At 40.6% G+C, this 26,067-nt stretch carries 28 protein-coding genes, 1 other RNA gene and 2 riboswitches; of the genes, 9 read left to right on the forward strand and 20 right to left on the reverse strand.

The window, feature by feature from the left end; translation table 11 throughout:
- Nucleotides 1-11: 11 nt before the first annotated feature.
- Both KQ486_RS05300 and KQ486_RS05305 read right to left on the reverse strand, forming a co-directional pair.
- Complete coding sequence (locus tag KQ486_RS05300; protein WP_216686988.1) at nt 12-680, reverse strand: methionine ABC transporter permease; 669 nt, start codon at nt 678-680, stop codon at nt 12-14.
- A complete protein-coding gene (locus KQ486_RS05305) occupies nt 673-1,698 on the reverse strand; it encodes a methionine ABC transporter ATP-binding protein (RefSeq protein WP_216686989.1) in 1,026 nt (341 codons plus the stop codon). The genes KQ486_RS05300 and KQ486_RS05305 overlap by 8 nt, the downstream gene beginning before the upstream one ends.
- Before the next feature lie 73 nt (nt 1,699-1,771).
- Nucleotides 1,772-1,891, reverse strand: a riboswitch (SAM riboswitch).
- A 99-nt stretch (nt 1,892-1,990) separates the two neighbouring features.
- A riboswitch (SAM riboswitch) is annotated at nt 1,991-2,098 on the reverse strand.
- A gap of 89 nt (nt 2,099-2,187) precedes the next feature.
- Between KQ486_RS05305 and KQ486_RS05310 the strand changes: the two genes are divergently transcribed.
- Nucleotides 2,188-2,607: a TlpA family protein disulfide reductase gene (locus KQ486_RS05310; RefSeq protein WP_216686990.1), complete on the forward strand. Its 420-nt coding sequence runs from the start codon at nt 2,188-2,190 to the stop codon at nt 2,605-2,607.
- Nucleotides 2,608-2,912: 305 nt separating this feature from the next.
- Here the strand turns inward: KQ486_RS05310 and KQ486_RS05315 are convergent, their stop codons facing one another.
- The 8 genes from KQ486_RS05315 to KQ486_RS05350 form a co-directional block, all read right to left on the reverse strand.
- Nucleotides 2,913-3,242 carry a thioredoxin family protein gene (locus tag KQ486_RS05315; RefSeq protein ID WP_216686991.1) on the reverse strand — a complete coding sequence of 110 codons (330 nt, stop codon included), beginning with the start codon at nt 3,240-3,242 and terminating at the stop codon, nt 2,913-2,915.
- Between the two features lie 2 nt (nt 3,243-3,244).
- Nucleotides 3,245-3,604 carry a toprim domain-containing protein gene (locus KQ486_RS05320; RefSeq protein WP_144162953.1) on the reverse strand — a complete coding sequence of 120 codons (360 nt, stop codon included), beginning with the start codon at nt 3,602-3,604 and terminating at the stop codon, nt 3,245-3,247.
- Between the two features lie 70 nt (nt 3,605-3,674).
- On the reverse strand, nt 3,675-4,061 hold the full coding sequence (gcvH, locus tag KQ486_RS05325; RefSeq protein ID WP_144162955.1) for a glycine cleavage system protein GcvH: 387 nt from the start codon (nt 4,059-4,061) through the stop codon (nt 3,675-3,677).
- Nucleotides 4,062-4,464: 403 nt separating this feature from the next.
- Nucleotides 4,465-5,751, reverse strand: a complete 1,287-nt coding sequence (locus tag KQ486_RS05330) for an IS110 family RNA-guided transposase (RefSeq protein ID WP_144163884.1) — start codon at nt 5,749-5,751, stop codon at nt 4,465-4,467.
- 194 nt (nt 5,752-5,945) lie between these two features.
- On the reverse strand, nt 5,946-6,302 hold the full coding sequence (locus tag KQ486_RS05335; protein ID WP_216686992.1) for an arsenate reductase family protein: 357 nt from the start codon (nt 6,300-6,302) through the stop codon (nt 5,946-5,948).
- A gap of 149 nt (nt 6,303-6,451) precedes the next feature.
- On the reverse strand, nt 6,452-8,236 hold the full coding sequence (locus tag KQ486_RS05340) for an acyl-CoA dehydrogenase FadE (protein ID WP_216686993.1): 1,785 nt from the start codon (nt 8,234-8,236) through the stop codon (nt 6,452-6,454).
- Between the two features lie 26 nt (nt 8,237-8,262).
- Nucleotides 8,263-9,438 carry an acetyl-CoA C-acetyltransferase gene (locus KQ486_RS05345; RefSeq protein WP_216686994.1) on the reverse strand — a complete coding sequence of 392 codons (1,176 nt, stop codon included), beginning with the start codon at nt 9,436-9,438 and terminating at the stop codon, nt 8,263-8,265.
- Nucleotides 9,439-9,478: 40 nt separating this feature from the next.
- On the reverse strand, nt 9,479-11,881 hold the full coding sequence (locus KQ486_RS05350; protein WP_216686995.1) for a 3-hydroxyacyl-CoA dehydrogenase/enoyl-CoA hydratase family protein: 2,403 nt from the start codon (nt 11,879-11,881) through the stop codon (nt 9,479-9,481).
- Between the two features lie 315 nt (nt 11,882-12,196).
- On the opposite strand from KQ486_RS05350, the gene KQ486_RS05355 reads away from it, so the two are divergent.
- Nucleotides 12,197-12,637 carry a hypothetical protein gene (locus tag KQ486_RS05355; RefSeq protein WP_369127212.1) on the forward strand — a complete coding sequence of 147 codons (441 nt, stop codon included), beginning with the start codon at nt 12,197-12,199 and terminating at the stop codon, nt 12,635-12,637.
- On the opposite strand, the gene KQ486_RS05360 is transcribed toward KQ486_RS05355, so the two are convergent.
- Nucleotides 12,630-13,544 carry a proline dehydrogenase family protein gene (locus tag KQ486_RS05360; protein ID WP_216686997.1) on the reverse strand — a complete coding sequence of 305 codons (915 nt, stop codon included), beginning with the start codon at nt 13,542-13,544 and terminating at the stop codon, nt 12,630-12,632. The two genes, KQ486_RS05355 and KQ486_RS05360, sit on opposite strands and share 8 nt — an antisense overlap.
- A 311-nt stretch (nt 13,545-13,855) precedes the next feature.
- Complete coding sequence (gene copZ, locus KQ486_RS05365) at nt 13,856-14,062, reverse strand: copper chaperone CopZ (protein ID WP_144162969.1); 207 nt, start codon at nt 14,060-14,062, stop codon at nt 13,856-13,858.
- Nucleotides 14,063-14,250: 188 nt separating this feature from the next.
- Here copZ and KQ486_RS05370 point away from each other — a divergent pair, with 188 nt between their 5' ends.
- Genes KQ486_RS05370 through KQ486_RS05385 form a run of 4 tightly spaced genes read left to right on the forward strand, consistent with a single transcriptional unit; the run spans nt 14,251 to nt 17,234 of the window.
- Nucleotides 14,251-15,189: a metal ABC transporter solute-binding protein, Zn/Mn family gene (locus KQ486_RS05370; protein ID WP_216686998.1), complete on the forward strand. Its 939-nt coding sequence runs from the start codon at nt 14,251-14,253 to the stop codon at nt 15,187-15,189.
- Between the two features lie 13 nt (nt 15,190-15,202).
- The gene (locus KQ486_RS05375; protein ID WP_216686999.1) at nt 15,203-15,955 is read left to right on the forward strand and encodes a metal ABC transporter ATP-binding protein; all 753 of its coding nucleotides are present in this window, start codon (nt 15,203-15,205) and stop codon (nt 15,953-15,955) included.
- Between the two features lie 17 nt (nt 15,956-15,972).
- Nucleotides 15,973-16,827, forward strand: coding sequence for a metal ABC transporter permease (locus tag KQ486_RS05380; protein WP_144162975.1), 855 nt, complete (start codon nt 15,973-15,975; stop codon nt 16,825-16,827).
- On the forward strand, nt 16,824-17,234 hold the full coding sequence (locus KQ486_RS05385; RefSeq protein WP_216687000.1) for a Fur family transcriptional regulator: 411 nt from the start codon (nt 16,824-16,826) through the stop codon (nt 17,232-17,234). Before KQ486_RS05380 ends, KQ486_RS05385 begins: the two co-directional genes overlap by 4 nt.
- Nucleotides 17,235-17,509: 275 nt before the next feature.
- Here the strand turns inward: KQ486_RS05385 and ftsW are convergent, their stop codons facing one another.
- Both ftsW and KQ486_RS05395 read right to left on the reverse strand, forming a co-directional pair.
- Nucleotides 17,510-18,673 carry a putative lipid II flippase FtsW gene (gene ftsW / locus KQ486_RS05390; protein WP_216687001.1) on the reverse strand — a complete coding sequence of 388 codons (1,164 nt, stop codon included), beginning with the start codon at nt 18,671-18,673 and terminating at the stop codon, nt 17,510-17,512.
- Between the two features lie 178 nt (nt 18,674-18,851).
- Nucleotides 18,852-20,459 carry an ABC-F family ATP-binding cassette domain-containing protein gene (locus KQ486_RS05395; RefSeq protein ID WP_216687002.1) on the reverse strand — a complete coding sequence of 536 codons (1,608 nt, stop codon included), beginning with the start codon at nt 20,457-20,459 and terminating at the stop codon, nt 18,852-18,854.
- A gap of 171 nt (nt 20,460-20,630) precedes the next feature.
- Here KQ486_RS05395 and KQ486_RS05400 point away from each other — a divergent pair, with 171 nt between their 5' ends.
- Entirely contained in the window at nt 20,631-21,836 is a 1,206-nt protein-coding gene (locus tag KQ486_RS05400) for an MFS transporter (protein WP_216687003.1), read from the forward strand.
- 70 nt (nt 21,837-21,906) lie between these two features.
- On the forward strand, nt 21,907-22,179 hold the full coding sequence (locus KQ486_RS05405; RefSeq protein ID WP_216687004.1) for a YqhV family protein: 273 nt from the start codon (nt 21,907-21,909) through the stop codon (nt 22,177-22,179).
- Nucleotides 22,180-22,212: 33 nt separating this feature from the next.
- Here KQ486_RS05405 and KQ486_RS05410 read toward each other — a convergent pair whose 3' ends face one another.
- The 6 genes from KQ486_RS05410 to KQ486_RS05435 form a co-directional block, all read right to left on the reverse strand.
- Nucleotides 22,213-23,187 (reverse strand): cation diffusion facilitator family transporter, encoded by a 975-nt coding sequence (locus tag KQ486_RS05410; RefSeq protein WP_216687005.1) that lies wholly within the window; start codon nt 23,185-23,187, stop codon nt 22,213-22,215.
- Between the two features lie 68 nt (nt 23,188-23,255).
- Nucleotides 23,256-23,522, reverse strand: a complete 267-nt coding sequence (locus KQ486_RS05415; RefSeq protein ID WP_216687006.1) for a hypothetical protein — start codon at nt 23,520-23,522, stop codon at nt 23,256-23,258.
- 44 nt (nt 23,523-23,566) lie between these two features.
- On the reverse strand, nt 23,567-24,004 hold the full coding sequence (locus KQ486_RS05420) for a hypothetical protein (protein ID WP_216687007.1): 438 nt from the start codon (nt 24,002-24,004) through the stop codon (nt 23,567-23,569).
- 182 nt (nt 24,005-24,186) lie between these two features.
- Nucleotides 24,187-24,546, reverse strand: a transfer-messenger RNA (tmRNA) gene (gene ssrA, locus KQ486_RS05425).
- Between the two features lie 98 nt (nt 24,547-24,644).
- Nucleotides 24,645-25,109 carry an SsrA-binding protein SmpB gene (gene smpB, locus KQ486_RS05430; protein ID WP_216687008.1) on the reverse strand — a complete coding sequence of 155 codons (465 nt, stop codon included), beginning with the start codon at nt 25,107-25,109 and terminating at the stop codon, nt 24,645-24,647.
- A gap of 265 nt (nt 25,110-25,374) precedes the next feature.
- Nucleotides 25,375-25,620 (reverse strand): hypothetical protein, encoded by a 246-nt coding sequence (locus KQ486_RS05435; RefSeq protein WP_216687009.1) that lies wholly within the window; start codon nt 25,618-25,620, stop codon nt 25,375-25,377.
- A gap of 58 nt (nt 25,621-25,678) precedes the next feature.
- Here KQ486_RS05435 and KQ486_RS05440 point away from each other — a divergent pair.
- The coding region (locus KQ486_RS05440) for a transposase (protein WP_216687010.1) at nt 25,679-26,067 on the forward strand (389 nt) is incomplete at its 3' end.

The following is a 26,067-nucleotide window of genomic DNA, read 5'->3' on the forward strand; positions in this document are numbered from 1 at the left end:
AAACTCCCCTTTTATCGTTTATCCATTTTTTTTGCCGTAAAGTCGCCAGCCCATTGAAAAATAAAGACGATGGCGACGATAAAGACAGTACATGCAAAGACAACATCATTATTTCTTCGTTGGAAACCATTCATATACGCTAAATCACCAAGGCCGCCTGCGCCAATCACTCCTGCGATAGCTGTATAACCGATTAACGCAATTGCTGTAACCGTCAGACCTCCGACTAGTGCTGGTTTCGATTCCTGCAATAAAACCTTAAAAATAATCGTGTGTGTCTTGGCCCCCATTGACTTTGCTGCCTCAATTACCCCTTTATCTACCTCCTTTAAGGCAATTTCAACTAACCGTGCGTAAAACGGTGCCGAACCGATAATCAATGCTGGTAAAGCTGCTTTCGGTCCACGGATGGTATCCATCAAAAAGTCTGTAAATGGAATGAGCAATAAGATTAATATAATGAACGGGATGGCACGGAACACGTTGACGAGCGTCGCAGTGATTCCGTTCACCAACCGGTTGCTCCAAAGATTTCCTCGATCGGTCAAATAAAGCACTAAACCAAGAATGATTCCAAGAATAAAAGTACCGATCACTGAAATGACTGTCATGTATAATGTTTCGTATGTTGCTGTCCATAAATCATCCATGATGACATTCGGAAATAATTCGTTAAGCATTTGTAACCACCTCTACTTCTACACCTGAGTTGCGAATATAATCCATCGATACATCAATCACTTTTCGCTCCCCGTCCAGTTCAACGAATAATGTACCGTATGAGCCTTCCTGGGTTTGTGAAATCGATCCTTGCAATATATTCACATAAACATCGAACTGTTTTGCGACTTCGCTGATTAAGCTCCGTCTCGCTGTACCGCCAACGAAATGCAGCTTCACCACTTCTTTGCTTTCATCTTCCGTAATGAAATCTTTTAGTCGTTCCGGGTCATGTTCAAGTGGCGATAATTGTTGAACGAATCGCTTCGTCGTTTTCTCTTTTGGATTGATGAACACTTCCAACACGTCACCGACTTCAACCACTTTCCCTTGCTCCATGACTGCTACACGATGACAGATTTTTTGTATGACATGCATCTCATGCGTAATTAAGATGATCGTCAATTTCAGTTTTTCATTAATGGATACGAGTAAATCCAAAATATCATCCGTCGTTTCCGGATCGAGGGCGGAAGTTGCTTCGTCACAAAGGAGTACTTCGGGATCGTTTGCGAGTGCTCGGGCTATGCCGACGCGTTGCTTTTGCCCACCACTTAGTTGAGAAGGATAGCTGTTTTCCCGTCCTTTCAAGCCAACAAGCTCAATCAATTCATCCACTTTTTCTTTACTGTTCTGTTTATCCACCCCTGCGATTTCTAGAGGAAATGCTATGTTTTCATACACTGTACGTGACCATAGCAGATTAAAGTGCTGAAAGATCATTCCTATTTTTTGTCGCTTTTTACGTAAATCATTTTTTCCTAATTGAGTTAATGACTGCTGATCAAGTGTAATCTCTCCACTCGTCGGCTCTTCCAACCGATTCAACAGACGTACGAATGTACTTTTACCTGCACCGGAATAACCGATCACACCAAAAATTTCACCTTTTTCAATATCTAATGAAACATCATCGACTGCTTGAACCGTTTGATCCTTCGTTTGAAAATGTTTCGAAAGCTTTTTAATCGATATCATGTAACTCCCTCTTTCTTTAGTAAATAAAAAAACCTTCCTGCATAAGAGAACAGAAAGGAATCGGGCCTTCGTTCCCTTATCTTTCAAAGCATCCCCTGCTTTGCTGGAATTAGCACCTGTTGGATGATTTTAAATATCATCCAGTGGTTGCCGGGCTTCATCGGGCCAGTCCCTCTGCCTCTCTTGATAAGAGTATATTTATCTAATTGTAAATTTAACGCGTTAAAGCGATGCGTTGCTAACACATAAAAAAATCTCCCTTGCAAGAACAAGAAAGAAACATTTACTCTCTCTCTTATCTTGCCATGCATTCAGCATGAACAGGAATTAGCACCTTTCGAATAAATTCGATGGTTGCCGGGCTTCACAGGGCCTTTCCCTCCGCCACTCTTGATAAGAAATTTTGCTATGCGATTTATATTAATGTTAATATTATCATGAAGCGAATTGGTCGTCAATCGTATTTTTTAAAGAAGGGGGAAATATAAAATGAAAGCACCACAATACGAACTACCATACTTAAATGAAGACCGAACATTCTCTCTCGATGAAGTACTCGGCGAAAAAGTCGTTGTCCTAACTTTTTGGGTATCTTGGTGCCCAGACTGTGCACGTGATCTTCCGAAAAAAGAACAATTTTATAAAACGACGCGAAGTGATGAATTAGAAATGATTACGATTAATGTGACTGGCCGGGAACGTTCTGAGGAAGAAGCGTTGAAATATCAAGAACAATTCTTGACTCAGCCCGTTTTGAAAGATAACGGACGAGAAGTATATGACCTATATGATTGCACTTCCGTCCCAACGACAATCGTCATTGATAAGAATGGTGAAGTGGTCGGTCGATTCGGTGATCAAGCTGACTTTGTGGAGATCTTGCAGGTGATTAGCAAAGCGATTGCATAGGCGTTTTTTGAAAGGCACTCCTTTAAGGGGTGCTTTTTTTATGGAATAATCGAGTTCAACGGAAGATTTATCGGCGGGTTTGCGGCATTTATCAGCGGCTGCACAGCACTTTTCGATGGCTTCTCTGCGTTTATCGACGGCTTCTACCGATTTTTCAACGGCTTCTCATGTTTTTTCGACGGCTTCTCTGCATTTATCGACGGCTTCACGACGTTTATCAGCGGCTTTCCATTTTCTTGCCTTCCATAAAAAATACCGAACGCAAGGAGAATCCTTCGTTCGGCATGCCAGATGTATAAGTATAATTATATTTTATTTTTCTCCGTGACCAAGTAGGGTCCAAGTTCTTTCAATAAATATGGCACAGAGTGAAATGTATAGATTCGATCGACTGGCTTGCCGTCTTTAAACACCATTAAACATGGAACACTCATAATATTGTACTGTTGTAGAAAATCTGGTGCAGTCAGTCCATTTAGTTCATAAAATTTACTGTCTTCCAGTGTGTCTTCTATATAAAGAAGCATTCGTTTTGCCACTTTACATGTACCACAGAAGGGGCTATTGATAAATAATATATGATACTCTTTTTTCTTGACTAGAAATTGCGCATTTTTTTCGTTGATCACATTCATGCTTATTCAAACCCTTTCAAAAAATCCACATCAACATTTATATCAGCTGCTTGTAAAATTGATGCTAACACGTACTCAGGTGTTTCTTCAACTTCCCGATACTTTCGGTCGATATAGAGGTTTTGAGCATGAGAGATTTCTTGATTCAGTAACTTTCTTAATTTGATGCCTGGTTCATCTTCGTCCGTCAAAATAAACACATCACGATCATCTAGCTGGTGCTCTTCAATCATTAAATCTAACGCATGTAAACCAAGTGTTCCGAATGTACATAAAATAAAAGCTTCATCCTCAAGTACCCGTTTAATTTTTTTCTTATCTTGCTTTCCTTCTACGATAATTACCTTTGACAACTCATCCATGTATGATCACCAAATTTTGTTTTCATTACCTATGGAAAAAGCTGATCACGATCGATCAGCTTTCAAGGTTCTATTCTTCTTCTTCTGTCATTTTTTGATATGCGTCAGCATCCATTAGTTCTTCTAGCTGAGATGAGTCGTCTAATTCAACAACAACCATCCAAGCTCCTTCGTATGGGGATTCGTTCACTAATTCAGGGCTGTCTTCTAATTCTTCATTAACTTCGACAACTTTTCCTGAAACAGGTGCGTATAATTCAGACACTGTCTTAACGGATTCAACACTGCCAAATGGCTCATCCAATTCCAATTCGTCACCGACTTCTGGTAATTCAACAAACACAATATCCCCTAGTTCGTCTTGTGCGAATTCCGTAATGCCGATTCGAACCTTACCGTCTTCATCTTTCACCCATTCGTGTTCTTTTGAATAACGTAAATCTTTTGGTAAATTCATCGTTCGACCCCTCCCTCAATAGATTAATTATTTCTTAGTTTTTCGCCGTTTTACTTTGATTTTCTAATTGACTTAGTTAGAAGCGCAGGGTGTTTAGTTGTATATTCAAACATTTTCGGTTGAAATTGGAATTGTTAGTTTTGCATAAATAAGCCTAGTAGCTCAATTTCCTAAAAAAGGAAGATAGTTGTATGATCGCACGATTGGATCTCCACTTTCACATGGCGGTAAACCCTCCCATGTCTCTCGGCGTCTATGCGCGTAAATTCCTTCGTTCAACCTATCCATGTGTGGATGCCGGAAATGCTCCTTTGGTGGGTCAAAGCCCTAACGGAAATAATAACGACCGGCTAATCCGTGCTTCAATTGTCAATTAAAATAGCAGTCTAAACGGCTCAATATACTAAGCAACTTCTTTACTTTTAGCCAATACGGGTATATCATCTAACATTTTGGACTCACTAAATGAACACTGATGTGTTCCTAATACATAAAAGATCTTGATTAACTTACGACTTAAGGCAATAAACGATTGTTTACCAGTTAGAGGGTTATTCGGACGATTTCGATAATAGCCATGCAATTGCTTAAACGCTGGATTATGGTAAGAAAGTGGAATCGCTACTTGATAAAGGACAGAGCGTAAACGTTTCCTACCACGTTTGGAAATTCTGGTGCTTCCATGATGTGTTCCGGACTGATTCATCGTTAAATTGAGTCCCGCTAATTTAATGATTTGGCGTGGATCTCGATAATTTGAGAGGTCTCCGACCTCCGCAAAGAAAGCGACAACTGTCATGGAACTAACTCCTTTGATAGCTACCATTTCCGAAGCTCCAGGTACATGTATTACGAGTTCCTCAAGTGATTCTTCAAGCGTTAATAACCGTTGGTTTAAATGAATGTATTGATCGACCAAATAACGTAATTCCTCTTGTGCCATGTTCAATCCTACTTGAATGCCAACCGTCGAATCGGCAGCTTGTTTTAATTCTCGAACACGCTTTAGGCCGACAGCACGTTGAGTTGCTGATTTTATCTCAGCTAATAACACATCTTCTGAAGTATCGATAATCTTGTTCGGTAAATAACCTTGTTTCAATAAATGGAGTGCTGCTTTCCCGGTCCAATTCTTGAATACAGTCAAAAACTCAGGGAAATAGCGATCCAATAGATTATGCATTTGAGCTTGAATAGAATTCAAGTCCTCTTGAATCATGTCATGAAGCCTCATGCCTTCACGCAATTCTGCATACACATCCTCAGGTAAAGTTGGTTCATGAAAACGACCGTCACGTACGTTTTGTGCAATGACCTTGGCATCCTTCGTATCGTTTTTCGTTGGGGAATCATCGTCTAATTCCTTTGATTTTTTTACCTTCATCGGATTGACAAGTACGACTTTCAGACCTCGATCTTTAAGAAAATAAGCTAAGTTTAACCAATAGTGTCCTGTTGGTTCCATACCGATAATGATGTGGGTTCGATTCAGTTCATTGGATAAGGATTCAGCCCAGCGAACTAACTCAGTAAAGCCTTCGGCTGTATTTTTGATTACCAATCGTTTTACTAGATCGACTCCACGATCATCCACAGCACGGGCAACATGCTTGTATTTGGCAACATCAACGCCAATAATAATTGTGTTTTCAGTAATTTGCTTTAACCTTTTATTTTGTGTAAAATCCATTTTGAGTCCTCCTTCGGTATTTTCGAGGTCATTTCGTACGTGACACTCTCTATACTACCAAGGAGGGCTATTTTTGTGTAATCCCGTATAAGCTTATTTTTAGCTAAATTCTTTTATTACAGGAATGCTCCTATAACCATTTAACTACTTATATTCTACTATATTTATTGAATGGATGACACATTCTTGCTGTTTTATTTCCATTCCGATTCAAACGTCTCTTCTTTAAATCCTACTGTTGATTTTTTGCCATCCGTCACCAATGGACGTTTCATTAACATTCCATCTGATGCAAGTAGCTTGATTTTCTCATCGTCAGACATGTCATCCAGCTTGTCTTTCAACCCTAATTCACGGTATTTTTTTCCTGATGTATTGAAGAATTTCTTGATCGGCAGATCGCTTTGTTCGATAATCTTCTTCAATTCGGATTCACTTGGTGGGTTGTCGACAATATGTACTGATTCATAAGCTATATTGTTCTCATCCAACCATTTTAATGCTTTCCGACATGTGCCGCATTTTGGATATTGATAGATCGTTACTGTCATCTGAAAACACCTCCACCGTTAGTTTAGCATATTTCCGTTTGGATGAGGGAAGACACAAGCTTTGGTTACTGTTGACGTAATGAAAAAACAATGCAAAACCTCAGCAGAAGGCACTCCACTGAGGTTTTTGCAAATCTATTAACCGATCTTTAAACCGTATATTTTTCTTCTTCAATCAATGTTTTCGCAATCTCGCGTTTTTTCTCAACTACGTTTGTTGGGTCATGACGAGTCAGTTTACGAAGGGCACCAAGCATCATGCGCAGACTGTCCCCAGAGTCACTCGCAACTAATGTTTCTTTTGCATCCGCTTCGATGCTGTTAAATGCTTCTTGAACATAAACTTGTGTGTAAAGAACTTTCTGTTTATGCTTTTCTTCGCCGTCTTTGTTGATTGCTTTTTCTGTACGAAGGATTGCAGCTTCCATATTGTAAATTTCGCCAGCCATATCAGCAATGTTCGCTAATAACTCTTGTTCCTGTTCTAACTTATCTTGGAACTTCTGAGCAGCGATTCCTGCAGCCAATAAGCCGATTTTCTTCGCGTTTTTCAGTAGGTAACGCTCTTGTTCAAGTGTTTCGTCACCAACCGGTTCAGGCATCATTGTCATCAGCTCTTCTTGCAATGCTGTTGCTTTTTCAAGAAGTGGTAGCTGGCCTTTCATGGCTTTTTTCATGAATGTGCCTGGGACGAGCATACGGTTAATCTCGTTTGTTCCTTCAAAAATACGGTTGATTCTTGAATCACGGTACATACGCTCAACTTCATATTCTTGCATGAAGCCATAGCCACCGTGGATTTGAACAGCTTCATCAGCTGCATAATCAAGTAGTTCTGTTGCCATATATTTGTTCATGGAACATTCGATTGCGTATTCCGCGATACTTTTCGCAACTTCTGATCCGTCGTTCAACTCTTCTTGGGATAAGCCACCCATACGCTGTTCAAAAAGACCAACTGTACGGTAAACGGAACTTTCGTTGGCATACGTACGAGCTGCCATATTTGCTAGTTTTTCTTGAATCATTCGGAAGCTTGAGATTGGTGTGTTGAACTGTTTACGCTCGTTTGCATATTTCGTTGCGACTTCAATGGCACGTTTCGCACCACCGACGCCACCGATTGCTAGTTTATAACGACCAACGTTCAAAATGTTGAACGCGATAATGTGACCACGGCCGATTTCACCGAGTACGTTTTCAACTGGTACTTCTGCATCTTCCAACACTAATGTACGTGTAGAAGAAGATTTGATTCCCATTTTCTTCTCTTCAGGTCCAGTAGATACGCCAGGGAATTCACGTTCAACGATAAATGCTGTAAACTTATCGCCATCGACTTTCGCATAGACGACGAATACGTCTGCGAATGCTGAGTTAGTGATCCACTGTTTTTCACCGTTAAGTACGTAATGAGTTCCCGCTTCATTTAACTTAGCTGTAGTACTTGCACCTAATGCGTCAGATCCTGAACCTGGCTCAGTCAATGCGTAAGCCGCTAACTTCTCACCAGTTGCCAGGACAGGTAGATATTTTTCTTTTTGTTCTTTGTTGCCGAAGAAAACGATTGGTAGCGAGCCGATACCAACGTGTGCACCGTGAGTGATGGAGAATCCACCAGCAAGGGACATTTTCTCAGTGATCAAGGAAGAACTGACTTTATCCAATCCGAGTCCGCCGTATTCTTCTGGTACGTCTGCACCTAGAAGACCAAGCTCTCCTGCTTTTTTAAGCAAGTCAACAGACTTATCGAACTCATGATTTTCCAAGTTATCAAGGACTGGCCAAACTTCACCTTTTACATACTCCTCCGTCGTTTTGGCAATCATTTTATGCTCACTTGTAAAATCCTCTGGTGTTAACATATCTTCAGCAGCAATGTCTTCTACTAAGAAGCCTCCGCCTTTAATTACTTTTTCTTGTGTTTCGCTCATACGTTTACCCTCCAATAATTAATGTTTTATAGTAATTCAAATACGCCAGCTGCACCCATACCGCCACCGATACACATTGTGACGACGCCATATTTCACGTTACGACGTTTCATCTCATTCATTAATGAAACAGTCAGCTTCGTACCTGTACAACCGAGTGGGTGACCTAATGCAATTGCTCCACCGTTTACGTTAACGATGTTTTCATCTAATCCAAGTTCACGAATGACTTGTAATGATTGAGAAGCAAATGCTTCGTTGAGTTCAAACAATCCGATATCCGACAATTCAAGACCAGCCATTTCTACTGCTTTCGGAATTGCTTTAACTGGTCCGACCCCCATGATTTCAGGCTCGACACCTTGTACGGTGAATGAACGGAATTTCACAATTGGTGTCAGTCCTTCTTTCTCTGCTTTTTCACGGTCCATGACTAAAACTGATGCTGCACCATCACTCATTTGTGAAGCGTTACCAGCAGTGACGGACCCGCCCATAGTGAACGCAGGTCTCAATTTCGATAAAACTTCAGGTGTTGTACCTGGACGCACACCTTCGTCTTTGGAAACTGTTACTGTCGTTTCATGAACTTTATTTTCTGGACCGACTTTGCGTTGTACAACATCAACCGGAACGATTTCATCATCAAATTTACCTTCTTTTAATGCTTTCTCGGCACGCTCGTGGCTTCGAGCAGCAAAAGCATCTTGGTCTTCCCGGGAGATCCCGAATCGTTGTGCAACTTCCTCTGCTGTATGTCCCATTGACATGTAATAGCCTGGTGCATCTTCGACTAAGTCCAAGTTTGGTTTGATGACGTGTCCTCCCATCGGAATCAAACTCATGGATTCAGCTCCACCAGCGATAATCGTTTCCGCATTTCCAAGCATAATTCGCTCAGCTGCATAGGCAATACTTTGTAGTCCTGATGAACAATAACGATTGATTGTAATGCCAGGTACATCATGATCCAACCCAGCAAGACCTCCGATATTTCTTGCCATGTTCATCCCTTGTTCTGCTTCAGGCATCGCACAACCGATAATAATATCATCAATTGGGCCGTCATAATTGTTCGCTCGTTTCAATACTTCTTTTACTGTTACAGCGGAAAGATCATCTGGACGCGTGTTCGCAAATGATCCTTTCATCGCTTTACCGACAGGTGTTCTTGCACCTGCAACAATGACTGCTTCTCTCACAATTTCTCCCCCTTTTTTCGAATTGGAGTTGTTTCGTTTATTAGTTACGTAGTGGTTTACCTTTCATCAACATATGTTGCATACGTTGTTGTGTTTTCGCTTCACCAATTAAGCTGATGAAAGCTTCACGTTCTAGATCAAGTAGATACTGTTCATCGACTATTGTTCCGTATGCTAGTTTTCCACCTGCAAGAACATAAGCCAATTTCTCAGCGATCTTCAAGTCATGCTCAGAAGCATAGCCTCCTTGGACAAGTCCTTTTGCTCCGAGTAACATCGCTGCATAGCCCGGTTCACCAACAACAGGTACCTTTTCACGTTTAGGCGCTTGGTAGCCTGCTTCTGACAAGCCAAGCACATTTTGTTTTGCGTCATAGATTAAGTGATCGCCATTGACACTGATTTTGTCATGGTTATCCAAGAATCCGTTTTTACGTGCTTCAGCAGCTGAAGTTGAAACTTGTGCCATTGCCACTTTTTCAAATACGTCATTCGCCACTTTCGTTAAATCAAAATTAGGACCTTGCGGCAAACCGCGTAGTGACTTCAAGTAAAGCTCTTTCGTTCCGCCACCACCTGGAATTAAACCGACGCCAAATTCAACTAAGCCCATATACGTTTCTTGGGACGCTTGAATGCTCGCTGCTGGAAGACTGACTTCAGCGCCTCCACCTAGCGTCATCCCGAATGGCGCGACAACAACAGGCTTTTCATTGTATTTAATGTTCATCATTGTATCTTGAAACTGTTTAACGATCATTTCCAGCTCAATGAAGTTAAAGTCCTGTGCTTCCATCAACATCATTCCAAGGTTTGCACCAACACAGAAATTCTTTCCTTGGTTGCCGATGACAAGACCTTTGTAATTTTTATTGACTTCCTCCAATGAATAGTTAATCATTTGAAGAATGTCTGGACCAATCGCATTACTTTGCGAATGGAATTCAAGTAGTGCAACGTCATCTCCAAGATCAATCAAGCTAGCGCCTGAATTTTTCTTGATGACACCATGTGTTTCTTTGTGTAATTTCAAATTAATTTCTTTTGGATTGACGTCTTTTTCCACATATTCACCGTTGTGATAAAAATACTCTTTTCCGTTTTCGGATTTATAAAATGTTTCGAATCCGCTTTCAAGCATTTCGTCAATCCAAGCAGGTACTTGTGCGCCTTCTTCTTTCATTCGTTCAACAGAAGATTTCACTCCGATTGCGTCCCACATTTCGAATGGTCCGAGCTGCCAACCGAAGCCCCATTTCATCGCTTCATCAATCGCCTTCACATCATCGGCAATTTCACCGAGTAATTCAGCGGAATAAATGAGCGTTGGTTTTGTAATATTCCAAACAAGATCGCCACCACGGTCGCCTTTTGCATTCACCAGTGCTTTTACTTTTCGTTTGGCACCTTTTTGTTGCTTGGCTTGACCGGTTGCTTCAGTTTTTAATTTTTTCTGTTCATCTTCATACTCCAAGGTTTCAGGGTTCAATTCATAAATGACACTGCCCTTCTCACCTTTTTTCTTCAGATAAAATCCTTTGCCAGCTTTGGCACCGATCATGCCTTTTTCATTCATCTTCTTCATGAATTCTGGCACTTCAAAAACTTGTTTTTCTTCACCTTCAACTTGGTCGTACACGTTTTTGGCTACGTGAATAAACGTGTCCAAACCGACGACATCAAGCGTACGGAAAGTCGCACTCTTCGGACGACCAATCATAGGACCAGTTACAGAGTCAACTTCACCAATGCTATATCCACCTTTGAGCATCTCTTGAACGGACACTAATAAGCCGTACGTTCCGATGCGGTTCGCGATAAAGTTTGGTGTATCTTTTGCTTCAACGACACCTTTACCAAGTACATCTTCACCGAATGCCTTCACGAATGAAAGGACTTCCGGATCTGTTTTCTCAGTCGGAATCACTTCAAGAAGCTTCAGATAACGTGGCGGATTGAAAAAGTGCGTTCCAAGAAAATGCTTTTGAAAATCTTCCGAACGGCCTTCCACCATTGCATTAATCGAAATACCTGAAGTATTCGACGTAACGATCGTACCTTCTGTTCTGTGCTCTTCCACTTGTTCGAAAACCTTCTTTTTAATGTCCAAGTTTTCGACAACGACTTCAATAATCCAGTCAACGTCTTTCAATTTCTCCATATCATCGTCAAAATTCCCAGTCGTAATTAGATCAAGGCTTTTTTGACTCGTGATTGGAGAAGGTTTTTGTTTTTTCAATTTTGCTTTACTTTCATTCGCTATACGGTTTCGGACAGCAGCGTCTTGTAATGTCAGACCCTTCTTTTCTTCCTTTTCCGTTAGCTCACGAGGAACAATATCTAACATCAATGTAGGTATTCCTACGTTTGCCAAATGTGCTGCAATTCCAGCTCCCATAACACCAGAGCCTAAAACAGCTGCACGCTTGATTTGACGGTTCATGAAACTTCCCCCTATTCTTTGAATGAATACTCATTCATTTTACTCGAAAATTTTTTTGGACAGTCAATGACTATCCAAAGTGTTCTATCTTATACTATAAATTATTTTCCGATAATTCGCAAACCATTTTATAATGATTATTCAAAATTTCTAACTTTTTATATCAAATCTAATTGCTTTTTTTGTCCTGCATGAAGGGTAGAGCAATAGTTTCGACGCTACCCTTCAGGAAGTTTTTTATTTGGTGGCTTGGACCGTTTATCGAGCGGCTGGAACAGCTGATCGAGCGGCTCCGCGCGGTCGTCGAGCGGCTCAATGCGTTCGTCGAGCGGTTCAGCGCGTTTGTCGAGCGGTTTCACGCATTTATCGAGCGGTTCGGCGCGTTTATCGAGCGGTTCCGCGCGTTTGTCGAGCGGTTTCACGCTTTTATCGAGCGGTTCCGCGCGTTTGTCGAGCGGTTCGGCGCGTTTATCGAGCGGCTCAAAGCGTTTGTCGGGCGGTTCCAAGCGTTTGTCGAGCGGCTACACACGTTTGTCGAGCGGCTACACGCGTTCGTCGAGCGGTTTCACGCGTTCGTCGAGCGGTTTCACGCATTTGTCGAGCGGTTCCACGCGGTTATCGAGCGGTTCCGCGCGTTTATCGAGCGGTTTCACGCTTTTATCGAGCGGTTTCACGCTTTTATCGAGCGGCTCCACGCGTTTGTCGGACGGTTCGGCCCCGCTTATCGGGCGGCTCAAAAATCGTTCTATTACTTAAATATCCCTTTCACCACAAATCCTACGTTGGCTGGTCGTTCAGCTAGACGTCTCATAAAATAGCCATACCAATCATTTCCGTATGGTACATAGACACGCATTTTATATCCTTCTTTTGATAATTCATCCTGTCGTTCGTTGCGTATCCCGTACAACATTTGGAACTCAAATTTATCGCGTGGAATATCGTGTTCTTCTGCAAATTTCTTCGTGAATTCAATAATCGCGTCATCATGTGTTGCCACTGCCGTGTAATTTCCATTTTGGAGATGTTGGGCAATGATTTTTTTGAAGTTTTCATCGGTATCTTTCTTTTCAGGAAAAGCAACCTCTGACGATTCTTTATAAGCACCTTTCACTAAGCGTAAATTCGGACTGTATTGATCCAGCTTTTCTACGTCATCTGATACGCGGTATAAATACGCTTGCATGACTGTGCCGATCCCGTCATAGTTTTGCTTTAACTTCTCAAATATATCTAATGTCTTTTGTAGACGTGCGTAGTCTTCCATATCAATGGTGACAAACACATCGTGTTTCTTCCCTGCTTCTAAGATTTTTTCCATGTTCTCAAGGACAAGGTCTTCAGATATATCTAATCCTAATGAAGTCAATTTTAAAGAAAGCTGAGAGTCAAGCTGGTTTTCGCCGATCATTTGAATCGCATTTACACATTCATCAGCCCTGGATCTCGCTTCGTCTGACTCACTTACGAATTCACCTAGAAAATCAAGCGTAACCGACAATCCTTTTTCATTTAATCCCTGAATCGTCGTTTTCGCATCATTGATTTCTTCACCTGCCACAAAACGGCCTGCCCCAAATTTCAATCCATATTTTCTCGCCATTTTCGTAAAAAATTTATTATCGGACAAAAACAAAAAAAACTTTCTCATGACTTTCTCCATCTGCCTCAACCTCTCTGTCTGAAACTATGTAACCGCTTTCCATTCTATCATGGAATTTGTGAATTTTGTACTTTCAGAATTTTGTTTTTTTAAAATAATTGAATCTATTTTATGATTGCTCTTTTTTAAAAGCTTTAGTTGTGCTATTTGTATTCCTCCAGATTGAAAGGATTAAAATGGAGTCTAGGCCGCTTCCCTGTATGATAATGCCCTTGGAGTCCCATGAGTTCTAATTTATGTAACTAATTCAACTAGCAAAAGAAATTTCACATAAAAAAAGGCCCCTAAATGGGACCTGTACACTTTATGTCTTAAGCGACAACGTCATAACCTTGATCTTCAACGATTTCAATCAACTGTTCCTTTGAAACGAGGGAATCTTCGTACGCGACATCTACGTTCCCTGAGTCTAGATTAACTTCTACGGATTGAACGCCTTCCAGATTACTGAGTGCATCATTCACAGACTGCTTGCAATGACCGCAAGTCATTCCGGATACTTTTAATGTGATTTGCATTTTGTTCCCACCTTTCATTTGTGTGATTTTATTGTTTCGTATGTATGGAGAAAAATCAAGAAAAAACGTTGTATATTTTTATAAATCGTAAGCATTCCTATTTACTAGTTGGATTGAATAAGATATACTTTTTTTGTTCATTTTAAATCGTAACCATTACGATATCCGTCTATAAGGAGTAACGCTAAATGAAGAAAATATTTTTGACGACATTGCTATTATTTATTGTACTAATGAGTGCATGCAATTCGAATAATGAATCACAGCAGACAAAAAGTCACTCCGTCGCTGTTTCAATGTATCCGCTTGAGTTTTTAATCTCTAAAATTGCGAACGAGCATGTAGATGTTGATACGGTCATTCCACCTGGTACAGATCCGCATGTTTACGAGCCTTCATCGAAAAAAATGATTGAATTATCTTCAAATGACGCGTTTTTTTATATCGGAGATCAATTAGAAGCCTTCGGTGAAACGCTTGCTAATGCAGTTGCTGAGCAAGGTTTATCTGTTTACCAGTTAGCCGATCATGAAGAACTATTTGAAACAAACAATGATAGTCATCCTAACAATACGCATGAACACGACGAGGAGTCACACGGGCATCAACATGATTATAATCCTCATTTTTGGTTGGACCCCGTCCGAATGAGCCATGCGGCAGAAATTATTGCTAGTGACTTGACTGAGATTTATCCAGAATTTGAAGAAAGTTTTCGCCAAAATCTTTCCGCGCTACAAACTGAACTCGCACAGTTAGATCAGGAATATGCTACGTTAACAATTCACGATTATACATTGTTTGTCACGCATGAAGCATTTGACTATTGGACGGAGCGTTATGGAGTCGAGCAACTATCGGTTCGCGGCGTTTCTTCTTCACAAGAACCTTCTCAGAAAGAGCTGAAACAAATTTTTGATGAAGTGAATCATCTAGACATTGATCACATCATATTAGAAACAATCAGCCAAGACCGTCTAGCTAAGACGATTGCGGAAGAAATGGATTTACGTATATTGAAGATTCACACACTCGAATCATTGACCGAAAGAGACATTCAGCAAAACAAAGATTATTTTGATTTAATGCGAGAAAATTTAAACGTCATTAAAGAAACGAAAAAATAAGGAGGTTGGCCTCATGAGCACACCGCTAGTATCCGTCAGTCATCTTTCGCATCGCTATAATCATCACTCAGTATTGGAAGATGTCAGTTTCGATATTGAAGAAGGTAGCTTTGTTGGTTTGGTTGGTCCAAATGGTTCAGGTAAAACGACGTTGATTAAATTGATTTTAGGAATTGAAAGGGTCCAAAAAGGATCCATCGAAATATTTGGCAAGCCTATTCAGCGATTTAAGAATAAGGGGCATATTAGCTTTGTTTCACAAAAAGCCAACAGCTTCAACCGTGGCTTTCCCGCAACCGTTAAAGAAGTTGTCGGCATGGGGCTGACCGCTGGCAGTTCACTTTTTCGCTCCCAGTCCAATGTGAACGAACAAATCAACCAGGCTTTGAAACAAGTCAACATGATCGACTTTGCCAATCAAAATATTGGTGAACTATCCGGTGGGCAACAACAACGAGTATTTATTGCACGAGCACTCGTCAATAAACCGAAGCTTCTCATCTTGGATGAGCCAACGGTTGGTGTCGATACAGATAACGTTGAGCAATTTTACCAATTACTATCCACTTTAAATCGGGACCTGGGTATTACATTAATTCTTGTTTCCCATGATATCGGCACAATTACAACACAAGTGAATGACTTGCTATGTCTCAATAAAAACTTGCATTATCATGGAGATCCAAACGAATTTGAACAGTTAAGCAATGAAAAAAGATCAACATTTTATGGTCATGACTTCAATGTCATCCATCATGACCATTAGGTGAGGGGAGAAATTAGATGCTAGAAGCCCTAATAAATTACGAACTACTTCGAAACACATTTTTTACGGGATTGCTCGTCGGTTTAATCGCACCGTTGCTCGGAACATTTATCGTTGTACAGCGACAAGCGATGATTGCGGACGGTCTTTCCCATGTCACATTAGCGGGAATTGCATTTGGCATGTTTATGCAAAAACAACCGATGGCGACCATGATTACACCATTTCAATTCGGTATGATTTTTTCCATCGCTGGTGCCGTCATTATTGAAAAATTGCGCTCAGTATATCGAGAATTCCAAGAAATTGCGATACCGATTATTCACTCACTCGGTGTTGGATTAGCGATTGTATTTATTGCTTTAGCGAACGGGATCAACACAGATATTTATTCCTATTTATTCGGTTCCGTTGCGGCCGTCAGTCGAAATGATTTGCTATTGATTTTAGGTACAGCTATATTCGTCGTCCTAATTGTCTCTGTCCTTTATAAAAAGTTATTTGCCCTTTCTTTTGACGAAGAATTTGCTGAAGTATCCGGCATCCGTGCTCGATTCATTCATTACCTATTCATGATTTTAACCGCTTTAGTGATTGCCGCCTCAATCCGAATTGTCGGTGTTTTGCTCGTATCTGCACTGATGACACTTCCGGTCGCAACGAGCATGCGCGTGGCAAAAAGCTTTAAACAAACGATTTGGTACAGTATTCTATATGGAGAAACAGCTGTCATTGTCGGACTGATTTCCGGCTATTATTTAGAGATCCCACCTGGTGGGACGATTGTTCTCACAGCTGTTTTGCTACTCGGTTTGACGTTATTGGCCAAAAAGATTAAATCACTCGGAAGAATTGAAGGTGAGCATTCATGAATTTGAATGAGGCGTTGAATCTATTAAAAGACGAGGGCTATAAGTTTACCGATAAACGGAAAGATATTTTAGAGTTTTTTGCGGAAGAAGATGGGTACCGGACCGCAAGTGATCTTTGGGAAAAGTTGAGCGTAAAATATCCTGGAATCAGCTACGACACAATCTACCGGAACTTGCATTTGTTTCATGATCTGCATATTTTGGAATCAACCGAATTGGATGGTGAAAAACATTTTCGTTTTTCTTGTGGGCATGAACATCATCATCACCACTTTATTTGTAACAATTGTGGTAAAACAAAATCCATCGAAACATGTCCGATGGATTTCATTCAACCGAAGTTTCAAGGATATATGATTGAAAGCCATAAATTCGAAGTCTATGGTCTATGCCCGGTTTGTAAATAAAATTTTTTATGGCTCTCTGCCATATAGTTAGCGCGAGGGTTCATATATTTTGTATTTGGGTGCATATTCACATGTTTCGGGTGCATATATCCGTGGATTGGGCTCATATACGTTCGAATTGGGTTCATATACGCTCGAATTGGCTCATATATTTTTGACTTGGGCTCATATATCTAACAATTGGGTCATTTATATCTGGTTCGGACTATCCTACAATACCCCGTACGTTGATGCTGAAGAAAGTTTAAGTCATCGTACGGGTTTTGCTTTGTTGTCTAGAGTGCCTGAAATGTTCGCTCAGATTCTTTCTTTTTTGGTTCCATCCCTCTTCTTCGGATGTTTCCTTTAATCGCAATATTCATCAATATACCCAAAAGGAAAAAGGTAATCAACAAAGAAGAACCACCGTAACTGATGAGCGGCAATGTAATTCCTGTAATTGGCATTAACCCGGTAATCGCCCCTAAGTTAATGAATACTTGTGAGGTAATCTGAAAAGTAATTCCATATGCAAGCAACTGACCAAATTGGTCTGTCGCTCGTTTGGCGATCATTAACCCTTTAAACATAAATGCAATGTATAAGCCGATGACAAACAATACGCCGAGTAAGCCTAGTTCCTCAGCAATGACCGACATGATGAAATCGGTATGCGCTTCCGGTAAAAATCCGGCCTTTTGTACACTGTTGCTTAATCCAACGCCATTAATTTGTCCGCTCGCAATGGCAATCAATGAATGAACCAACTGATAATCCTCACCACTTGGATCTGAAAAAGGTTTTAGAAATCCGGTTAGTCGCTCCATTCGGTAACCTTCTGTCAAAATCAATAAAATTACACCAGCTAATGCTGTTCCTCCCAGTAAGAATAGGTGACGGAATCGGATCCCGGCAAACATCAAAATAATTCCACAAGGGATAATGATTGAAACGGCCGTACCCAAATCGGGTTGAAATACGATTAATATAAAAACAAGTAACAACACAATCAATGGCGGCATAACGCCTTGTCCAAAATGATGCAACTTCTCTTGTTTGTTTGTGTAAGCTTTCGCAAAATATAAGATCAAAGCAACTTTAGCCACTTCAGACGGCTGGAGAAGAATGAATCCTAAATTCAACCAACGTGTCGCTTCGTTTCTCGTTACTCCGACACCTGGAATTAAAACCAACACCAATAAAAAGATTGTTCCTAATATAAATATGGGAATAAACGGACCTAGCTTACGGTAATTGAATAGGCTTGTGAGGCCAAAAACGAAAAATCCAAAAATCAAAAAACGTTTCTGACGGTCGAAGAAAAAATCAGGATTATTTAAATCAGGGTCTAATCCTGCGAACACAAAGCTCGCACTATAAACCATGACAATACCAACCGATGCTAACAATAATATAATAACGAAAAGTGGATAATCTATATTTTTTAAATGGTTTTTCACTGGTCAACACTCCCATAGTATAACTATACATGAATTATCCCGATTTTTAACAGTATCTTTTTACTCAAATTAAAAATTACCTGGGAGAAGGCAACTTGTCAGGCATTCCTGAAACTTAGTTGAAGTGAAAAAACCACCTTCCGCACGAGACGAAAGATGGTTTCTTATATGACAACTATTACAAAACAGGTGTTGTAATTTTCTTTTCTGCTTCAATATAATCCTCATATGATTCGGATTTATCAACGACACCTTCATCGGTGATTTCAATTACGCGATTGGCAATCGTTTGGATAAATTGATGGTCGTGAGAAGTAAAGATCACAGAACCCTTAAATTGGATTAAGCTATCGTTCAACGATTGAATGGATTCGAGATCCAAGTGGTTCGTCGGATCATCCAAAATCAATACGTTTGAATGACTCAACATCATGCGGGATAGCATACAACGTACTTTTTCTCCCCCGGAAAGGACACTTGCTTTTTTGAACACATCTTCTCCAGAGAAAAGCATACGGCCAAGAAATCCACGCAAGAATGTTTCACTTTCATCTTCCGGTGAATATTGACGTAACCAATCAATCAACGTTTTATCTACTCCATCAAAGTAGTAGCTGTTGTCTTTCGGGAAGTAGGATTGGGATGTCGTGATTCCCCATTTATAGCTTCCTTCGTCCGGTTCCATTTCACCGACTAAAATTTTAAGCAAAGTTGTTTTCGCGATGTCATCACCGAGTAAAACGACTTTATCGTCTTTGTTCAAACGGAAAGTGACGTTATTCAATACTTTTTTACCGTCGATTGTTTTAGAAAGTCCGTTGACTTCCAACAAATCATTGCCGATTTCACGTTCCGGTTGGAAGGCAATGTACGGATATTTCCGTGAGGATGGCTTGATATCATCCAACGTAATTTTATCCAATAGCTTTTTACGGGACGTAGCCTGGCGTGATTTTGACGCGTTGGCACTGAACCGCGCGATAAACTCTTTCAAGTCTTTAATCTTTTCTTCTTTTTTCTTGTTTTGGTCCTGCGCCATTTTTAATGCTAACTGGCTGGACTCATACCAAAAATCATAGTTCCCGACATAGAGCGTAATTTTTTCAAAGTCCAAATCAGCAATATGTGTACAGACATTATTCAAGAAGTTTCTGTCGTGTGAAACGACGATGACGGTATTTTCAAATTGGATCAAAAATTCTTCCAACCAACGGATCGCTTGTAAATCAAGTCCGTTTGTCGGCTCATCCAATAGTAAAATATCCGGGTTACCGAATAGCGCTTGTGCAAGAAGTACTTTTACTTTCTCCGTTTCAGGAAGGTCCGCCATTTTTTTGTCGTGGAATTCGTCTTTCACGCCAAGACCTTGCAGTAATGTCGCAGCATCACCTTCAGCTTCCCAACCATTCATTTCAGCAAATTCGCCTTCTAGCTCTGCCGCACGCATGCCATCTTCTTCCGTAAAGTCACCTTTGGAATAGATTGCATCCTTTTCTTGCATCACTTCATATAAACGCTCATGTCCCATCATGACGACATTGAGGGCATTTTCTTCTTCATAAGCAAAGTGATCCTGTTTCAAAACAGCGATCCGCTCATCTTTTCCTACAGAAACATGACCTTCTTGGGGTTCAATTTCACCCGATAGAATTTTTAGGAATGTTGATTTTCCGGCACCATTCGCACCGATTAAACCGTAACAATTCCCATTGGTAAATTTTATTGAAACATCTTCAAAGAGCTTGCGATCTGAAAACCGAAGCCCGACATTAGTTGCTTGTAACATGAAACAGCCTCCATCATTAAACTTAACGAATATTATTATAGCACCTTTTTAAAGATTTTCCGATAGATAACAACGAACAGTTTGAAATTTATTTCCAATCATCTACCTTCATAGAAAAAATCATCTCGGACACATTAACTATAGTATGAAAAAATTCCGAGGTGCTAATCAATGAATCAAAAAGACCCGCTAGGTGTTTGGGGGCTAATCACGTTAGCCTCCATTCCGCTCGTCATGACATTAGGTAATTCCATGCTCATTCCAGTGTTGCCGGTTTTTGAAGAAAAAATCGGCATCTCTTCATTTCAGTCAAGCTTAATCATCACCAGCTATTCTGTTTCAGCCATTTTTTTAATACCTATTGCTGGTTATTTATCGGATCGGTACGGCAGAAAAATTGTCATTTTGCCGAGTTTACTTTTGACCTTGATTGGCGGTGTGATTGCCGCATACGCTTCGTGGAAAATAGAAAACCCATTTGCTTGGATTGTTGTCGGCCGAATTTTACAAGGTGTCGGTGCTTCCGGTGCCACACCCATTATTCTTCCTCTCGTCGGCGATTTGTATAAAGACGATGATGAGAAGGCCAGTGAGAACTTAGGTGTCGTTGAGACGTCCAACACATTCGGTAAGGTGTTAAGCCCAATTGTCGGCGCCTTTTTCGCAACGATTCTTTGGTATTTACCGTTTATCTCGATTGCTGTCTTTAGCTTAATTTCCTTTATATTGGTCGTCTTTTTTATCAAAGTACCGAGAGACATTGCCAAACCACCCGCCTTTCGAACATTTTTGGCGAAAACGAAAAAGATATTCAGTATTGAAGGTCCGTGGTTATATACGATTTTCGGCATAGGAGCATATGTGATGCTCGTCTTATTCGGTGTGTTATTCTTTCTATCCGATATTTTTGAAAAAGAATACGGTATCGAAGGTGTGCGAAAAGGGGTTCTGCTCGCCGTTCCGCTAATTGTTTTATGTATCACGGCTTTCACCATCGGTAAGTGGATCAAGGGCAGTTTGACAGTCATGAAAACGGTCATGATTTTATCGATGATCATCCTTTCTGTCAGTGTCAGCTTTGTTGGCTCATCCGATTCAGCTGAAATCCTTCTGCTCGTCATCAGCATCACTGGTCTCGCTATCGGCGCATTACTGCCAACATTGGACGCCATGATTACCGAAAATATTCAAAAAGATGCTCGCGGAACGATTACTTCGATTTATAGTGCTGCAAGATTTATCGGGGTTGCGGCTGGACCTCCGTTGATGTCTTTGTTAATGAAAAATTTCCTGGCAGTAAGCTATATTGTTGCTGGTGGGATCGGCATTCTCCTTCTCGGCTCCATTGTTTTATTCATTCGACCTGAACGTACCTAACTGAATAAATGGACTAGTTCTCCTCCTTGTCGCATATCTTGTAAAAAGTCGTGTGTTCAAGGAGGATATTATGCAGGTCATGGAACGAACATTATTATCCATCATCTTTTTACGAATCATCTCAGGTGGAATTGAAATCACCGCTGCATTCATGATGTTTAAATTCAATGATTTGTCCAAAGCTTTAGTGATCAATTCTTTATTAGCATTGGTCGGTCCAACGATCTTACTTTCAACCACACTCATTGGACTGTATGGACTTGCAGGGAAAATTTCATTATTAAAAGCTGTTTGCCTAATTGGAGGCATCTTATTAATTATCACGAGCCTCAAAATAAAATAACGGTTAACGACTGAAACATCGTTAACCGTTTTTTTATTTATTGTCCTTATCTAATGTAATATCTGTCCAAGTCTGTTTGTCATCTGATTCAATGATTCCTAAAAACACATCATCAATATAAGATTGATCGAGAATCTTTTCAGCTACACGGAATTTAACATCGTCCGCATCGGCAAGCGTCATTCCTTTTTCCAACTCAAGATAAGCTTCCACATGGTAGTCTCCACCTTCTTGCAAAATGCGCATCTTTTGGATATCGACGACTTTTGGATCGTTTAAAATAATCTGTGCGACACTCGTCTCAATCTTTTTCGGTGCAGCAACACCAATTAACCCAATCGTATTGTCGTAACCGATTTTTATGGCAATCCCAATTAGTAAAATACCAATGATCATTGTTCCGATTCCATCATAAATATAATTACCGGTAATATGTGATATAGCAATCGCAATTAAAGCTACTGCCCCACCAAGCGTCGCTACGTTATCTTCGTAAAACACCAACCGTGTCGGTGGTTGGGCATATTCGATATTTTTATACGATTCGATTATAAAGTTACCGTCTTTTTCAGCACGCGCTTCCTGGACGACTTCTTTCATGACTTTCAGCAACACGCCACCATCGATCGCAATCGAAATGACCATGACAATAACCATTAACCACAAATTGGATGAAGGTTCAGGATCTTGAATGATATGCCATCCATTCAAAATGGTCTCATATGCCATGATTGATACGACGATAACCGCCAATAAGACAAATAAATTCACCACTCTTCCATATCCAGTCGGAAAACGTTTCGTTGGCTTCTTTTCAGCTAAAGCACTTCCGAAGAAAACCATCCCCTGGTTGAGCGAATCTGCGATGGAGTGGATCATTGTCGCAAACATGGCACCACTACCACTGATCAAGGCTGCAATTCCTTTAATAATTGCAATTGCAACATTCCCTAATGCAGATAAACCAGATGAACGGTTTCCTCGTTTCAATAATTTAATCATCCGCATCTTCTCCTTCCCTTCCTACTACTTTAGAAATTACCCGATTTCGTGTGTTTTTATCCATGTATGGAAAATTAGGAAGCGGAAAATTCATGGATGAGTGTGTGATTAAGCGGTTGGTATGCTTGATTAAGTCGTTTAAGTGATTTTTTTGCGGCTGTTGGGATTTTTTGAACGGTTAGCGCGATGTTTTGAACGGTCGGCACGACGTTTTGAACGGTTAGTACGAGCTTTTGAACGGTAACAGCCTCTTTTTGAACAGTTAGCTCAGTTGTTTGAACGGTGACAATGACCTTTTGAACGGTTAGCACGCTTTTTTGAATGTTTAGCTTAAAATACAAAAAACGCAATTGCTTCCGTAGCAATTGCGTCCCCGACCAATGCGTTATACTTTTTTATAGCGAATCTTAGAGAGTAATTCAGTAAGCACAAAATAAATCATTGCACCAATCACAAATACAAAAGGACCATACAACAATTGCGTTAGATTTCCAACAGGCGCATTAAAGGACCAACTTAAAATGTAATTAATAACAAATAAGGATATTAGTAATGATGCATGAATACCAGCGTGTTGTATGAAATGAGTTCGGTTTCTTTTGATGAACATTAATAAAATCCATGTAAGTGAAACAAGGATAAAAGCAACTTCGAACAGATAGGCAAAATCGGATAATGTACTTATTCTGGAAAACTCTGATTGAGTGATGGTCGGTCCTAAAGGTTTGCTTAGAATTGATTTGTAAATCTCTATTGAGATATATCCTAAATTAAGGATCAATAAGATTGTTATAAAAATGAACTTACTTGATTTTAATTTCATTTTGCTCTCCCCTATAACGGTTCGTTTGTTGGCTAATATACAATTATAACATAAATATATCAATTATTCAGAACATTTACGCACGCTTACTGATACTTACTTCAAAAAATCTGTAGCAAAATAAAAAACGCCACAACTCTCGATGTACAAGAAATGTGACGTTTATTATTCGTCGTATTGATGTATGGAGACGGCGGGACTCGAACCCGCGTCCAGAGATATCGGCACTCAAGCTTCTACAAGCTTAGTTAGCGTATTCGTCATTCGCCAGCTCTTCGGCCCACTAACAGGCTTCCGAGTGGCTAGTCTGATTAGTCTCTTCTGAAATCCTCAGACGGTGGATTTCAGCGTAGCCCGCTTCATTTGAGACCCTTCTATCTGCTACACGGGCGATAGCAGGAAGGATCCTGTAGAACTGCTTACGCAGCTACAGCGAAATTGTTTTGTTTGCCAGTTATTATTAACTGAGTGACGTTTTACGAGCCGTCGCCTCGACTTGCAACTCAAGCTCGACCTATCCCTGTCGAATCCAAAACGTCCCCGTAAAAAGGGAAACATTTTGTGATGAATGTTTTGTCTTACAATTAGTATTATAGCATATTTCCACGGAAATGAAAAGATGTTGCTTACAAAGGGAAGCTTACTGGAAGTGCTCCTTCATCGCACGCTCAACATCGCGTTTCGCCGCTTTTTGTTTCAGATCTTCTCGTTTATCGTACTTTTTCTTACCTTTACCGAGACCGATCAGTAATTTAGCGACTCCATTTTTGATGTATATCTTTAGTGGAACGAGCGAGTACCCTTTCATTTGTGTCTGTCCGATCAGCTTGTTGATTTCGCTTCTATGAAGTAACAGCTTTCTAGAACGGGTTGGTTCATGGTTATATCGATTGCCTTGTTCGTAAGTTGAAATATGCATGTTATGAACATACACTTCACCATTAGATACCCTTGCGAAGGCATCTTTCAAGTTGACCCGACCAGCTCGAATGGACTTGATTTCGGTTCCTTGCAAAACTAATCCAGCTTCGTATGTTTCTTCTATAAAGAAATCATGACGGGCTTTCCGATTGGTTGCAATGGCATTTGAATCTTTTTTAGCCATTTTCCTTCCTCCTCTACTGCATAACGTTATTTTACCAAATGAAGTGTATCTTTTAAACTGTAACTATTTCTTCATTGTATACAAAGGCAATAAGGTGTGAGAACGAAGTGGGCTGACTGTTCAAACATATGGCTGTGACTTGCTCGTTTGAGTATAGCGCCTAGACGCCCGATATATGTGCAAGCCATCCATAAAATTGATTCAACCGCTTGATGAAGCGCGTTTAGCCACTCGATAAAGTGCTCCAAACGCTCGACGAAGCGCTCTAGCCGCTCGACAAGCACACTCCAAACGCTCGACGAAGCGCTCCAAACGCTCGACAAACAGCTCCAGCCGCTCGACGAAGCACTCCAAACGCTCGACAAACAGCTCCAAACGCTCGACGAAGCGCTCCAGCCGCTCGACGAAGCACTCTAACCGCTCGACGAAGCGTGCCAAACGCTCGACAAAGCGCGCTAACCGCTCGACGAAGCGATAAAGTCCATATAATTGTGTAAAAAGAATAGGCCATCTTTCTCTCCTGTGTTAAAGTGATTTCAACCACAAAATACTTTAGGAGGATGAGAAAGATGACCCAAGTTAATTTTAGCCTAAATATCGATGAATTAAAAGAAAAGGTAATGGATTCAAAGCTGGATGACGTACTAAAGTCCGCTCTTGTGATGGTGTTAAATGAAATAATGTTGAAAGAGCAGGAAGAGTATTTAAAAGCTAGCCAATACGAAAGGAATGACCTAAGAACCGATTACCGTAATGGCTTTTATGAGCGTGGCTATATGATTGGCTCATTTGAACTGAGACTATTAGTTCCCCGCACGCGCAATGGAGAGTTCGAACCAAGTGTATTCGAGCGCTATGAAAGAAGAGATCAGGCTCTCGTCTTAAGTATGTTAGAGATGGTTATTAATGGTGTTTCAACACGGAAAGTAGGCAAGATTGTAGAAGAGCTGTGTGGTAA

The organism is Allobacillus halotolerans (assembly GCF_018967645.1).
Lineage (GTDB): Bacteria > Bacillota > Bacilli > Bacillales > Alkalibacillaceae > Allobacillus > Allobacillus halotolerans.

Bases quoted from the DNA above. Each gene is read 5' to 3' on its own strand.
- KQ486_RS05300 (WP_216686988.1), bottom strand. From the start codon at position 680: ATGCTTAACGAATTATTTCCGAATGTCATCATGGATGATTTATGGACA.
- KQ486_RS05305 (WP_216686989.1), bottom strand. From the start codon at position 1,698: ATGATATCGATTAAAAAGCTTTCGAAACATTTTCAAACGAAGGATCAA.
- KQ486_RS05310 (WP_216686990.1), top strand. From the start codon at position 2,188: ATGAAAGCACCACAATACGAACTACCATACTTAAATGAAGACCGAACA.
- KQ486_RS05315 (WP_216686991.1), bottom strand. From the start codon at position 3,242: ATGAATGTGATCAACGAAAAAAATGCGCAATTTCTAGTCAAGAAAAAA.
- KQ486_RS05320 (WP_144162953.1), bottom strand. From the start codon at position 3,604: ATGGATGAGTTGTCAAAGGTAATTATCGTAGAAGGAAAGCAAGATAAG.
- gcvH (WP_144162955.1), bottom strand. From the start codon at position 4,061: ATGAATTTACCAAAAGATTTACGTTATTCAAAAGAACACGAATGGGTG.
- KQ486_RS05330 (WP_144163884.1), bottom strand. From the start codon at position 5,751: ATGGATTTTACACAAAATAAAAGGTTAAAGCAAATTACTGAAAACACA.
- KQ486_RS05335 (WP_216686992.1), bottom strand. From the start codon at position 6,302: ATGACAGTAACGATCTATCAATATCCAAAATGCGGCACATGTCGGAAA.
- KQ486_RS05340 (WP_216686993.1), bottom strand. From the start codon at position 8,236: ATGAGCGAAACACAAGAAAAAGTAATTAAAGGCGGAGGCTTCTTAGTA.
- KQ486_RS05350 (WP_216686995.1), bottom strand. From the start codon at position 11,881: ATGAACCGTCAAATCAAGCGTGCAGCTGTTTTAGGCTCTGGTGTTATG.
- KQ486_RS05355 (WP_369127212.1), top strand. From the start codon at position 12,197: ATGCGTTCGTCGAGCGGTTCAGCGCGTTTGTCGAGCGGTTTCACGCAT.
- KQ486_RS05360 (WP_216686997.1), bottom strand. From the start codon at position 13,544: ATGGAGAAAGTCATGAGAAAGTTTTTTTTGTTTTTGTCCGATAATAAA.
- copZ (WP_144162969.1), bottom strand. From the start codon at position 14,062: ATGCAAATCACATTAAAAGTATCCGGAATGACTTGCGGTCATTGCAAG.
- KQ486_RS05370 (WP_216686998.1), top strand. From the start codon at position 14,251: ATGAAGAAAATATTTTTGACGACATTGCTATTATTTATTGTACTAATG.
- KQ486_RS05375 (WP_216686999.1), top strand. From the start codon at position 15,203: ATGAGCACACCGCTAGTATCCGTCAGTCATCTTTCGCATCGCTATAAT.
- KQ486_RS05380 (WP_144162975.1), top strand. From the start codon at position 15,973: ATGCTAGAAGCCCTAATAAATTACGAACTACTTCGAAACACATTTTTT.
- KQ486_RS05385 (WP_216687000.1), top strand. From the start codon at position 16,824: ATGAATTTGAATGAGGCGTTGAATCTATTAAAAGACGAGGGCTATAAG.
- KQ486_RS05395 (WP_216687002.1), bottom strand. From the start codon at position 20,459: ATGTTACAAGCAACTAATGTCGGGCTTCGGTTTTCAGATCGCAAGCTC.
- KQ486_RS05400 (WP_216687003.1), top strand. From the start codon at position 20,631: ATGAATCAAAAAGACCCGCTAGGTGTTTGGGGGCTAATCACGTTAGCC.
- KQ486_RS05405 (WP_216687004.1), top strand. From the start codon at position 21,907: ATGCAGGTCATGGAACGAACATTATTATCCATCATCTTTTTACGAATC.
- KQ486_RS05410 (WP_216687005.1), bottom strand. From the start codon at position 23,187: ATGCGGATGATTAAATTATTGAAACGAGGAAACCGTTCATCTGGTTTA.
- KQ486_RS05420 (WP_216687007.1), bottom strand. From the start codon at position 24,004: ATGAAATTAAAATCAAGTAAGTTCATTTTTATAACAATCTTATTGATC.
- smpB (WP_216687008.1), bottom strand. From the start codon at position 25,109: ATGGCTAAAAAAGATTCAAATGCCATTGCAACCAATCGGAAAGCCCGT.
- KQ486_RS05435 (WP_216687009.1), bottom strand. From the start codon at position 25,620: ATGGCCTATTCTTTTTACACAATTATATGGACTTTATCGCTTCGTCGA.